This window comes from Flavobacterium sp. JAS (assembly GCF_020991455.1).
Taxonomy (GTDB): Bacteria; Bacteroidota; Bacteroidia; order Flavobacteriales; family Flavobacteriaceae; genus Flavobacterium.
Map to the genome: position 1 here is coordinate 46,533 of NZ_JAJMOX010000008.1, position 13,786 is coordinate 60,318.

Annotated in this window: 7 protein-coding genes; 2 read left to right on the forward strand and 5 right to left on the reverse strand. The window is 34.8% G+C overall.

Translation table 11 applies throughout. The features are described from left to right. The first annotated feature begins 392 nt into the window (after nt 1–392). Both LPB88_RS12860 and LPB88_RS12865 read left to right on the forward strand, forming a co-directional pair. Nucleotides 393–1,835 (forward strand): alpha-amylase, encoded by a 1,443-nt coding sequence (locus tag LPB88_RS12860; protein ID WP_230716095.1) that lies wholly within the window; start codon nt 393–395, stop codon nt 1,833–1,835. A gap of 157 nt (nt 1,836–1,992) precedes the next feature. Continuing rightward, the gene (locus LPB88_RS12865) at nt 1,993–3,585 is read left to right on the forward strand and encodes a peptide chain release factor 3 (protein ID WP_230716096.1); all 1,593 of its coding nucleotides are present in this window, start codon (nt 1,993–1,995) and stop codon (nt 3,583–3,585) included. Nucleotides 3,586–3,835: 250 nt separating this feature from the next. Here LPB88_RS12865 and LPB88_RS12870 read toward each other — a convergent pair whose 3' ends face one another. The 5 genes from LPB88_RS12870 to rplJ all read right to left on the reverse strand — a co-directional run bounded on the left by LPB88_RS12870 (nt 3,836) and on the right by rplJ (nt 13,776). Next, nucleotides 3,836–4,147, reverse strand: coding sequence for a DUF3467 domain-containing protein (locus tag LPB88_RS12870; RefSeq protein ID WP_072959407.1), 312 nt, complete (start codon nt 4,145–4,147; stop codon nt 3,836–3,838). 11 nt (nt 4,148–4,158) lie between these two features. Continuing rightward, nucleotides 4,159–8,469, reverse strand: coding sequence for a DNA-directed RNA polymerase subunit beta' (gene rpoC / locus LPB88_RS12875; RefSeq protein ID WP_230716097.1), 4,311 nt, complete (start codon nt 8,467–8,469; stop codon nt 4,159–4,161). A 265-nt stretch (nt 8,470–8,734) separates the two neighbouring features. Then, the gene (rpoB, locus tag LPB88_RS12880; RefSeq protein WP_230716098.1) at nt 8,735–12,547 is read right to left on the reverse strand and encodes a DNA-directed RNA polymerase subunit beta; all 3,813 of its coding nucleotides are present in this window, start codon (nt 12,545–12,547) and stop codon (nt 8,735–8,737) included. A 265-nt stretch (nt 12,548–12,812) separates the two neighbouring features. Beyond that, a complete protein-coding gene (gene rplL / locus LPB88_RS12885; RefSeq protein ID WP_007807437.1) occupies nt 12,813–13,184 on the reverse strand; it encodes a 50S ribosomal protein L7/L12 in 372 nt (123 codons plus the stop codon). A 91-nt stretch (nt 13,185–13,275) separates the two neighbouring features. After that, complete coding sequence (gene rplJ / locus LPB88_RS12890) at nt 13,276–13,776, reverse strand: 50S ribosomal protein L10 (protein ID WP_059116014.1); 501 nt, start codon at nt 13,774–13,776, stop codon at nt 13,276–13,278. Nucleotides 13,777–13,786 lie beyond the last annotated feature (10 nt).

Sequence of the window (13,786 nt, forward strand, 5' to 3'; positions counted from 1 at the left end):
AATTCAATTACATAATACAACTATCAGCTATACTATTAACAAAAAATTATATGGAGCACATTTAAATTTCATAAAAGAAAGGCGCATTATAAGAGATTAATCTTTTTAGAAAAGTAAAATCATCGCTTTAATTCCTATATGAATCCAGCGTTTATCAAAGCCACAACAAATTACAAATAGTTAATTTACAACTCACTAAAAAAAAGTTTTTAACACTACAACGTTTTCGTTGTATAACTATTTTCTCATCAAAACTGATCGAACTAAAAAATATATACTTTAGATGCGTAATTTATAATTTATAGGTGCAAAAATTACGAATAGTACGTTTTTAAAAGCTTATAAATATATAATTACAACTTTATTAATCTAACCTTAACCAAATCTCGATTATGAAAAAACCTAATGCAAAGATTTATTTTCTTGCAGCAATTACAGCACTGTTCTGTTCTTGCTCGCAAAATGAAACAAACGAAGTCGATTCAAAAGCTGAAAGTCAGAAATTTGAAATCATTAATGTTACGCATCATGACGGAAAACCCTTCAGTACAGGATCTTCCAGCTCATCTTCAACAGGAAAATATGTAGACAATCCTGGTGGCGGAGTCATGATGCAAGCTTTTTACTGGGATGTTCCCGCTGGTGGAACCTGGTGGAATACCGTAAGCGGTAAAGTAGCCGCTTGGGGCAATGCAGGAATTGGATCTATTTGGTTACCTCCTGCTTCAAAAGCTCAAAACGGAGCTTTCTCTATGGGATACGATCCTACAGATTATTTTGATTTTGGAGACTACAACCAAAATGGTTCTACAGAAACCAGATTCGGATCTAAAACTGAGTTGGTAAATTTGATCACCAATGCTCATACTGAAAACCTAAAAGTATATGCCGATATTGTAATTAATCACAATAGTGGAGGCCAATCTGAAGCTAATCCTTTTACTGGAACCAGTACTTGGACAAACTTTACCGGGGTAGCTTCAGGAAAATTCCCACGTACATACAATGACTTTTACAAAAACAGTTATGGTAATAATGATGAAGGAGCTTTTGGAGGATTTCCAGATTTATGCCACGCTGCTCCAAATGTTCAAAATTGGTTGTGGCTTAGAACTGACGGAGTCGGTAAATACTACAAAAATACCATGAAATTTGATGGCTGGAGATTTGATTACGTAAAAGGTTTTGCTCCATGGGTTATACACGATTGGAATGCTAATGTAGGTGGATTTTCTGTTGGTGAATTATGGGATTCTAATGTAGATATATTAAATAACTGGGCCAACAGTGCTAACAGCTCTGTGTTTGATTTTGCTTGTTATTACAAAATGAATGATGCATTTGACGGAAACAATCTTGCATTATTAAACGACGACATGATGTGGAAGAGAAACCCATACAAAGCCGTTACGTTTGTGACTAATCACGATACAGATGAAATTTCGAATAAATTATTAGCGTATTCTTATATATTGACCCATGAAGGATATCCAACAATTTTCTACAGAGATTATGAGGAATGGTTGGATAAAAACAAATTAAACAACTTGATTTGGATTCATAACAACAAAGCAACTGGTACAACTTCAATTTTATATTCTGATAATGATGAATACATTGCCAGAAGAAATGGTTACAACGGAAATCCAGGATTGGTTGTTTACATCAACAATTCAGACGTTTGGCAAGAAAGATGGATTCAGACTAATTGGGCAAATACACAAATTAAGGATTTTACAGGAAATTCAACTTGGTATCCAACAACTCAGGCAGACAAATGGGTAAAAATACAATGTCCTCCAAAAGGATATTCAGTTTGGTCTATTAATCAGTAATTTTAAATTTAGACTATAATAAGGCTGCTCCCAAAAAGCAGCCTTATTTTTTGCCTGTACATTATCTTTAATAAAACAAAAGAGTTCCTAATTTAGGAAGTGAATATTTTTATTAAGCCGTAATTAATAGTACTTTTGCAACCTATTTATACGAAATATGAGCTTTTTAAAAGAAATACAACGCAGAAGAACATTTGGAATTATATCGCATCCCGATGCCGGTAAAACAACTTTAACTGAAAAATTATTGTTGTTTGGAGGGGCTATTCAGGAAGCGGGTGCTGTAAAAAACAATAAAATTAAAAAAGGAGCAACGAGTGATTTCATGGAAATCGAACGCCAAAGAGGGATTTCGGTTTCAACATCTGTACTTGCTTTTAATTATAAAGATAAAAAAATCAACATCCTTGATACTCCGGGACACAAGGATTTTGCCGAAGATACTTTTAGAACTTTAACTGCTGTTGATAGCGTTATTGTTGTAATTGACGTTGCAAAAGGGGTTGAGGAACAAACTGAAAAATTAGTTGCAGTTTGTAGAATGCGTAACATTCCGATGATTGTTTTCATCAATAAATTAGACCGTGAAGGAAAAGATGCTTTTGACTTAATGGATGAAGTAGAACAAAAATTGGGTTTAAAAGTTACTCCTTTAAGTTTCCCAATTGGTATGGGATATGATTTCCAGGGAATTTATAATTTATGGGAAGAAAATATCAACCTTTTTAGCGGAGACAGCCGTAAAAACATTGAAGAAACGATCGCTTTCTCTGATGTTCAAAACAATCCTGAATTAGATAAAATTGTAGGTCAAAAAGCAGCTGAAAAACTACGTGAAGAATTAGAATTAATTGATGAAGTTTATCCAAAATTTGAGCGTCAGGATTATTTAGATGGAAAAATTCAACCGGTGTTTTTTGGTTCGGCTTTAAATAATTTCGGAGTTCGTGAATTATTAGATTGTTTTGTTACTATCGCTCCATCACCAAGACCAAAAGATTCTGAAACTCGTTTGGTTGATCCTAAAGAAGAAAAAATGACCGGTTTTGTATTTAAAATACACGCCAATATGGATCCAAAACACCGTGATCGTTTAGCATTTATAAAAATTGTTTCCGGAACTTTTGAAAGAAACAAACCTTACTACCACGTACGTCAAAAGAAAAACCTAAAATTTTCTAGTCCAAATGCTTTCTTTGCTGAGAAAAAAGAAATTGTAGACATTTCATACCCTGGTGATATTGTAGGTTTACACGATACCGGAAACTTTAAAATTGGAGATACTTTAACAGAAGGCGAAATAATGAGTTTCAAAGGAATTCCAAGTTTCTCTCCAGAGCACTTTAGATACATTAATAATGCTGACCCTATGAAAGCCAAGCAATTGGATAAAGGAGTAGATCAGTTAATGGATGAAGGTGTTGCACAGTTGTTTACATTAGAAATGAACAACCGTAAAGTAATTGGAACTGTTGGAGCGCTACAATATGAAGTTATTCAATATCGTTTAGAGCATGAATATGGTGCGAAATGTACTTACGAGAATTTCCCTGTTCACAAAGCTTGCTGGGTAAAACCTGATGATGCCAAAAATGATGAGTTTAAAGAATTTAAACGTATCAAACAGAAATTCCTGGCTCATGATAAATATGGTCAATTGGTATTTTTAGCCGATTCTGACTTTACAATTCAAATGACACAAAACAAATATCCAAGTGTAAAATTATTCTTCACTTCTGAATTTGATTAAATTTCATTCTATAAATACCATAAAAAAAGCGCTAATTTTCATTAGCGCTTTTTTTTAATTTGAATTAAACCAACCTTATACTAAGTCATTATATTTCAAAAAATTAATTTCTTTATTAAGAATATCTAAATTAAACCAATACAATAACATAAAGAAATTTAGTCGACGAAAGTAGAATTAAATCGGGTAAACTACATCTAATTTTAATTATCACGCAAAAAAAAGCCCCATTACTGGGGCTTTTATTAATTTATGCTTGTCCTGCCGGACCAAAATTAAGCGGTATTGGTGCTTGTTCTGTCTCTTTGATTTCGCCATGAGCGGCTTCAAAGCGATGAATATTTTCACCAATTGCTTTCAATAATCTTTTAGCATGTTGTGGTGTCAAGACAATTCTTGACTTTACCTTGGCTTTAGGAATACCGGGCATAATGCTCACAAAATCTAAAACAAATTCTGATGATGAGTGATTGATAATTGCAAGATTAGAATAAATTCCTTCTGCAATAGTTTCGTCCAACTCAATATTAATCTGCTCTTGTTGTTGTTTCGGATTACTCATAGTTTCCCTAATTAATAAATATATTCTTCTTTATTAGCCATCATTTCATTGTAATCGTCTTTAGATCCTACGATAGTATTATCGTATTCTCTCATACCAGTTCCTGCAGGAATTCTGTGTCCAACAATTACATTTTCTTTTAATCCTTCTAAATCATCTACTTTACCAGCTACAGCAGCTTCGTTAAGTACTTTTGTTGTTTCTTGGAAAGAAGCAGCAGAGATGAATGATTTAGTTTGTAGCGAAGCTCTTGTAATACCTTGTAAAACTGGTGTTGCAGTTGCAGTAATTACGTCTCTTGCTACAACAAGATTTTTATCATTTCGTTTCAACAATGAGTTTTCATCACGTAAATCACGAGGAGAAATAATTTGACCTGGTTTCAATACAGCAGAATCTCCAGCGTCTTCAACTACTTTCATACCGTATAATTTATCATTTTGAACGATAAAGTCTTTAGTGTGAATTAATTGATCTTCTAGGAATAATGTATCTCCTGGATCCTGAACTCTTACTTTACGCATCATTTGACGAATAACTACCTCAAAGTGCTTGTCATTAATTTTTACCCCTTGTAAACGGTATACCTCTTGAATTTCATTTACTAAGTACTGTTGAACAGCAGCTGGTCCTTGAATTCTTAAAATATCATCTGGTGTAATTGCACCGTCAGACAATGGTACTCCTGCTCTTACGAAGTCATTTTCTTGTACTAAGATTTGGCTAGAAAGTTTAACTAAATACTTTTTAATCTCACCAAATTTAGATTCGATAACAATTTCACGGTTACCTCTTTTGATTTTTCCAAAAGAAACAACACCGTCAATTTCAGAAACAACCGCTGGGTTTGAAGGGTTACGAGCCTCAAGCAACTCAGTAATTCTTGGTAAACCTCCTGTAATATCTCCTGCTTTAGAAGAACGACGTGGAATTTTAACCAATACTTTACCTGCTTTAATTTTTTCTCCATTCTCAACCATAAGGTGGGCTCCTACTGGTAAGTTATACGAACGAATCAATTCACCTTCTTTACCGTAAACCAATAAAGTTGGAATTAATTTTTTATTTCTAGCTTCAGAAATTACTTTTTCCTGGAATCCTGTTTGCTCATCGATTTCAACCATGAACGATTGTCCTTGCTCTAAATCCTCGTAAGCAATCTTACCAGTAAATTCAGAAACAATTACACCATTATATGGATCCCACTTACAGATCACAGATCCTTTAGTAACTACTTCACCATCCTTAACGAAAATACTAGATCCGTAAGGAATATTGTGTGTATTTAAAACGATTCCAGTTTTCTCGTCAACTAATTTTAATTCCGTTGAACGTGATACTACGATATCAACCGCATTACCTTCACTGTCTTCACCTTTTACAGTTTTTAAATCTTCAATCTCAAGTCTACCGTTGAATCTTGTAACAATACTAGATTCTTCAGAAATACCTCCAGCAACCCCTCCAACGTGGAACGTACGAAGTGTTAACTGTGTACCTGGCTCTCCAATAGACTGAGCTGCAATAACTCCTACTGCTTCACCTCTTTGTGTCATTTTTCCGGTAGCTAAGTTTCTACCGTAACATTTAGCACAAATACCTTTTAAAGCCTCACAAGTTAATGGAGATCTAACCTCTACTCTTTCAATCGGAGAAGCTTCGATAGTTCTCATGATTGCCTCAGTAATTTGTTGACCTGACTGAACTAATACTTCATTCGTAAGAGGATTTATAACATCTTGCAATGCAACACGTCCTAAAATTCTTTCTCCTAAAGATTCAACAATTTCCTCATTTTTCTTCAAAGCAGAAACTTCAACACCTCTTAAAGTTCCACAATCTTCGATGTTTACAATAACATCTTGTGAAACGTCATGAAGCCTTCTTGTCAAGTATCCAGCATCGGCCGTTTTAAGAGCCGTATCCGCAAGTCCTTTACGAGCACCGTGAGTAGAAATAAAGTACTCAAGAATCGAAAGACCTTCCTTAAAGTTAGAAAGAATCGGGTTTTCAATAATCTCACCACCACCGGCAGTAGATTTTTTAGGCTTAGCCATCAAACCACGCATACCAGTTAACTGACGAATCTGTTCCTTAGAACCCCTCGCCCCAGAGTCAAGCATCATATATACAGAGTTGAAACCTTGTTGGTCTTCTCTAATATTTTTCATTGCTAACTCCGTTAACTGTGCATTTGCAGAAGTCCATACGTCAATAACCTGATTGTAACGCTCGTTATTGGTAATAAGACCCATGTTATAATTCACAGAAATACCTTCAACTTGCTCTCTGGCATCTGCAATTAATTTTGTTTTTTGTTCTGGAATTCTAATATCACCTAAAGAGAATGATAAACCTCCTCTAAATGCGAATTTATACCCCATATCTTTCATATTGTCCAAGAAAGCTGCCGTTGTAGGTACATCAGTCACACTTAAAATGTGTCCAATAATATCTCTAAGGTTTTTCTTAGTCAATACATCATTGATATATCCAGCTGCTTCAGGTACTACTTCATTAAATAATACACGTCCTGCAGTTGTTTGAATAATTTTGAACACTAATTCTCCAGCGTCATTAAAATCTTTTGCTCTGATTCTTACACGAGCATTCAATTCTAATCTTCCTTCGTTTAATGCAATATTTACTTCTTCAGCAGAATAGAAAGTTAAGTCTTGACCTAAAATTACATGTTCTGGAGTCGAGATACGTTCTTTGGTCATATAATATAGACCCAAGACCATATCCTGAGAAGGTACAGTAATTGGCGCACCGTTTGCAGGGTTCAAGATATTATGAGAAGCCAACATTAATAATTGTGCCTCTAAAATAGCCTCTGGTCCTAATGGCAAGTGAACCGCCATCTGATCCCCATCAAAATCGGCGTTGAAAGCCGTACATACTAATGGGTGCAATTGGATCGCTTTTCCTTCAATTAATTTTGGTTGGAAAGCTTGAATACCAAGTCTGTGTAACGTAGGAGCACGGTTAAGTAATACTGGGTGACCTTTAATTACATTTTCAAGGATATCCCAAACTACAGGCTCTTTTTTGTCTATAATTTTCTTAGCAGATTTTACTGTTTTAACAATACCTCTTTCTATCAATTTACGGATAACGAAAGGTTTGTATAACTCAGATGCCATATCTTTTGGCAATCCACATTCGAATAATTTTAATTCAGGACCAACAACAATTACCGAACGAGCAGAATAATCCACACGTTTTCCAAGTAAGTTTTGACGGAAACGTCCTTGCTTACCTTTTAAGGAATCAGATAATGATTTTAATGGTCTGTTAGATTCTGTTTTAACAGCAGAAGCTTTACGAGTGTTATCAAATAATGAATCTACAGATTCTTGTAACATACGTTTTTCGTTTCTTAAGATAACTTCAGGAGCTTTAATCTCCATTAATCTTTTCAAACGGTTGTTACGGATGATTACACGACGGTATAAATCATTCAAATCTGAAGTTGCAAAACGACCTCCATCAAGTGGCACAAGCGGACGTAATTCTGGTGGAATAACTGGAACCACTTTCATAATCATCCACTCAGGACGATTTTCGCGGTTTAAGTTAGACTCACGGAAAGACTCAACAACTTGTAATCTTTTTAAAGCTTCAGTTTTACGTTGTTTAGATGTTTCGTTGTTAGCGCTGTGTCTTAATTCATAAGATAAAGCATCTAAATCAATACGAGCCAATAAATCCATAATACACTCTGCTCCCATTTTGGCAACAAATTTATTAGGATCCATATCATCTAAATATTGGTTTTCTTGCGGAAGAGTATCTAAAATATTCAAATATTCTTCTTCTGTTAAGAAATCTAATCTTTGCAATGATTCTCCATCAGCATTTTTAGCAATACCAGCTTGAATTACTACGTATCTTTCGTAGTAAATAATCATATCTAATTTCTTAGACGGAAGACCAAGGATATAACCAATTTTGTTAGGAAGAGAACGGAAATACCAGATATGAGCAATTGGCACAACAAGGTTGATGTGTCCAACTCTGTCACGACGTACTTTTTTCTCTGTAACTTCAACACCACAACGGTCACAGATGATACCTTTGTAACGAATTCTTTTATATTTACCACAAGCACATTCAAAATCCTTAACAGGTCCGAAGATTCTTTCGCAGAAAAGTCCGTCACGCTCTGGTTTGTGAGTTCTGTAGTTAATTGTTTCAGGTTTCAACACCTCTCCTCTTGATTCTTTCAAGATAGATTCTGGTGAAGCTAATCCTATCGAGATTTTATTAAATCTTTTTATAGGATTTTTATCTTTATTGTTATTTCTATTGTTCATCATAGTTTTTACTATTGATTTATCTGCAATTAAAAAATTGATTTTAGATTTCTGATTTTTTTCCGCTTTAAGCGAAATTAAATCAGCAAACTACTACCTCGGGTTACTTCTCTAAACTTCAAACCTCTATTATTTTGAAGCGCTAATTATAAAACTCTTAGGGTTTATATAAAAAATCGGAACGGGTTACGGGTATAAATCCTAAAAACTTCTATAAATGAGTAATCAGCCCCGATAAAAATCGGGACTGACAACTACCTAATACTTATTATTCTTCTAAACGAATGTCAAGTCCAAGACCTTTCAATTCATGCATTAATACATTGAATGATTCAGGTAATCCTGGTTCCGGCATAGACTCACCCTTAACGATAGCTTCGTAAGTTTTAGCTCTACCAATAACGTCATCCGATTTAACTGTTAAGATTTCACGAAGTGTACTTGATGCTCCATAAGCCTCAAGTGCCCAAACCTCCATCTCTCCAAAACGCTGACCTCCAAATTGAGCTTTACCTCCAAGTGGTTGTTGAGTGATCAACGAGTATGGTCCGATAGAACGTGCGTGCATCTTATCATCAACCATGTGTCCTAATTTAAGCATGTAAATTACACCCACAGTTGCAGCTTGATGGAAACGCTCTCCAGTACCACCATCATAAAGATGTGTATGTCCGAAACGTGGTACTCCAGCTTCATCAGTTAATTCATTAATTTGATCTAAAGAAGCACCATCAAAAATTGGAGTAGCAAATTTTCTACCTAAATTTTGTCCAGCCCATCCAAGAACAGTCTCATAAATCTGACCAATGTTCATACGTGAAGGTACCCCAAGTGGATTCAATACGATATCTACCGGTGTTCCGTCTTCAAGGAAAGGCATATCTTCATGACGAACGATTCTTGCAACAATACCTTTGTTACCGTGACGTCCTGCCATTTTATCCCCTACTTTCAGTTTACGTTTTTTAGCGATATAAATTTTCGCTAATTTCAAGATTCCAGATGGTAATTCATCTCCAACTGTAATAGTGAATTTTTCTCTTCTTAAAGATCCTTGTAAGTCGTTCAGCTTAATTTTATAGTTATGAATTAAATCATTAACCATTTTATTAGTAGCATCATCAGCAACCCATTGACCTTTGCTTAAGTGAGCAAAATCTTCTACTGCGTAAAGCATTTTTTGAGTATATTTTTTACCTTTTGGTAAAACTTCTTCACCCAAATCATTCATTACACCTTGAGATGTTTTTCCGTTAACGATCAAGAATAATTTTTCAACCAATCTGTCTTTTAATTCAACAAATTTAGTTTCAAACTCCATTTCTAAAGCGCCTAAAGCATCTTTATCCTGAGTACGTTTACGTTTATCTTTTACGGCTCTTGCAAATAATTTTTTATCAAGAACTACACCGTGTAAAGATGGAGAAGCTTTTAATGAAGCATCTTTTACATCACCTGCTTTATCCCCGAAGATTGCACGAAGCAATTTCTCTTCCGGAGTAGGATCTGATTCTCCTTTTGGTGTAATTTTTCCGATCAAAATGTCGCCAGGTTTAACCTCTGCTCCAATTCTGATCATACCGTTTTCATCTAAATCTTTAGTAGCCTCTTCAGAAACGTTAGGAATATCGTTTGTTAACTCTTCATTTCCTAACTTAGTATCTCTAACCTCTAATGAATAATCATCAACGTGGATAGAAGTAAAAATATCATCACGAACTACTTTTTCAGAAATTACAATCGCATCCTCAAAGTTATACCCTTTCCATGGCATGAACGCAACTTTTAAGTTTCTACCTAAAGCTAATTCACCATTTTGAGTAGCATATCCTTCTGATAATACTTGTCCAAGAATTACTCTGTCACCTTTTCTTACGATTGGTTTCAAGTTAATACTTGTTCCTTGATTGGTTTTTCTAAATTTAATTAAGTTGTATGTTTTTTCATCAGAGTCAAAACTAACCATTCTTTCTTCTTCAGTACGGTCGTATTTGATAGTAATGATATTAGCATCAACATATTCTACAGTTCCATCTCCTTCAGCATTAATCAATACTCTAGAATCTGAAGCCACTTGACGCTCTAAACCTGTACCAACAATTGGTGCTTCCGGACGGATCAAAGGAACCGCCTGACGCATCATGTTAGATCCCATCAAGGCTCTATTCGCATCATCATGTTCCAAGAAAGGAATCAATGAAGCCGAAATCGAAGCAATCTGGTTAGGTGCAACGTCTGTATAATGTACTGCAGAAGGTTCAACAACCGGGAAGTCACCTTCCTCACGGGCAATAACATTACTAGCAGTAATTTTACCTGTTGCATCCATTTCAATGTTTGCCTGAGCAATCATTTTTCCTTCTTCTTCTTCAGCGCTTAAATAGATAGGTGTACTTACTAAATCAACTACACCATCTGTAACTTTACGGTATGGCGTTTCGATGAAACCCATTCCGTTAACTTTTGCATAAACACCAAGAGATGAAATCAAACCAATGTTTGGTCCCTCTGGAGTTTCAATCGGACATAAACGACCATAGTGTGTATAGTGAACGTCACGAACCTCAAATCCAGCTCTCTCTCTCGAAAGTCCACCAGGTCCAAGTGCAGAAAGTCTTCTTTTGTGTGTAATCTCAGCTAATGGATTCGTTTGATCCATAAATTGAGACAACTGGTTAGTACCAAAGAAAGAGTTGATAACTGATGATAATGTTTTAGCATTAATCAAGTCAATTGGTGTAAACACCTCGTTATCTCTAACGTTCATTCTCTCACGAATAGTTCTAGCCATACGTGCTAAACCGACACCGAATTGTTGAGACAATTGTTCTCCAACTGTTCTAACACGACGGTTTGATAAGTGATCAATATCATCAATCTCTGCTTTAGAGTTGATCAATTCGATCAAATATTTTACAATGGTAATGATATCTTCTTTGGTAAGCACTTGCTTTTCCATTGGGATATCTAAACCAAGTTTTTTGTTCATTCTATAACGACCAACTTCACCTAAGTTATAACGTTGATCAGAGAAGAACAATTTATCTATAATACCACGAGCAGTTTCCTCATCAGGCGGTTCAGCGTTACGCAACTGACGGTAAATGTGCTCTACAGCTTCTTTTTCAGAGTTTGTTGGATCTTTTTGTAACGTGTTGTGGATAATCGCATAATCTGCTTGATTATTATCCTCTTTGTGTAACAAAATAGATTTAACGTTTGAATCAATGATTTCTTCAACATTATCTTTGTCGATAATAGTATCTCTATCAAGGATGATTTCGTTACGTTCGATAGAAACTACCTCCCCGGTATCTTCATCAACGAAATCCTCGTGCCAAGTGTTCAATACACGCGCAGCAAGTCTTCTTCCAATATATTTCTTAATACCAGTTTTAGAAACTTTAATTTCTTCAGCTAAGTCGAAAATCTCAAGGATATCCTTGTCTCTTTCGAATCCAATTGCACGGAATAAAGTTGTAACTGGTAATTTTTTCTTTCTATCGATATAAGCATACATTACGCTGTTGATATCTGTAGAAAATTCTATCCAAGAACCTTTAAAAGGAATTACTCTGGCAGAATAAAGTTTTGTTCCATTTGCATGGAATGATTGTCCAAAGAAAACCCCAGGAGAACGGTGTAGTTGAGATACTACAACACGCTCAGCACCATTGATTACAAAAGTACCGCTTGGAGTCATATAAGGTATTGTTCCAAGATAAACATCTTGTACAATAGTTTCAAAATCTTCGTGTTCTGGATCTGTACAGTATAGTTTTAACCTAGCTTTTAAAGGCACACTATAAGTAAGACCTCTCTCTATACATTCTTGAATTGTATAACGTGGTGGATCAACAAAATAATCTAGGAACTCCAATACAAAGTTGTTTCTTGTATCTGTGATTGGAAAGTTTTCCATGAAGGTGTTGTACAACCCTTCGTTGCCTCTTTCGTCAGATTTCGTTTCTAATTGAAAGAAATCTTTAAAAGATTTAACCTGAACATCTAGAAAATCTGGATAGTCAGGGATATTTTTTGTAGAGGCAAAATTCAATCTTTCAGTCTGATTTGTTATCATCAATGGACAAAATTTTGATTAAAAAAAAGTAATTTTTTTGTGTAAAAACACACTGTTTAATCTATACTTTCTTATTATAATCAATACATCTTTAAAAATAAACCGGTAAAGATTCAGTTCAATTTTTTTTCTTCGTATTGATCAAAAACTTTTTCGTATTTTAAACTATTTGATAATAAAACTTGATATATTTTATTATACGAAAAATGGTTTAGGTCATTGAGTTAACTCAAGACCTAAACCTAGTTCTTAAAACTGAGTTGAATTATTTAAGCTCAACTACAGCTCCAGCTTCTTCTAATGATTTTTTAAGACCTTCAGCCTCTTCTTTAGAAACACCTTCTTTAACGTTACTTGGAGCACCGTCAACTACATCTTTAGCCTCTTTCAAACCTAAACCTGTAAGTTCTTTTACTAATTTTACAACTGCTAATTTAGAAGCACCAGCTTCTTTTAATACAACTGTAAATTCAGTTTGTGCTTCTTCAGCAGCACCTTCTCCACCACCAGCAGCAACTACTACAGCTGCAGCAGCAGGCTCGATACCATACTCGTCTTTTAATATTGTTGCTAATTCGTTAACTTCTTTAACTGTTAAGTTAACTAATTGTTCTGCGAATTGTTTCAAATCTGCCATTTTTTCTATCGTTTAAAATGATTTGTAAAATATAATTTATTTATTGTGCGCTAATTAAGCAGCAAGGAAATAACATTCCCTGCGTTTGTTATTATGCTTCTGTCTCTTCGCTGTTTGCGAATTGATTTTGTAAAGCAGAGATAACTCTTTGTGCTGGTGATTGCAATAATCCAATAAGTTCTCCAAGAAGTTCTTCTTTAGATTTAATAGTTGCTAATGCATCTAATTGATCATCTCCAATATAAATTTCAGAGTTAATATAAGCTCCCTTTAATAAAGGTTTAGCCGATTTTTTTCTAAAATCTTTAATTATTTTTCCAGGTGCATTTGCAACATCTGAAATAAATATAGCACTATTACCAGTCAATACTGAAGGTAAATCACCATAGTCATTAGCAGAAGCTTCCATTGCTTTTGCAAGCAAAGTGTTTTTTACAACCTCTAATTTAATACCTGCTTTAAAACAAGCTCTTCTCAAGTTTGAAGTTGTTTCTGCGTTTAATCCAGAAATATCAGATACATAAATAATATTTGTACCAGCTAACTGTGCAGTTAAATCTTCAATCGCGATTGATTTTTCTTCTCTAGTCATACTAAAAATT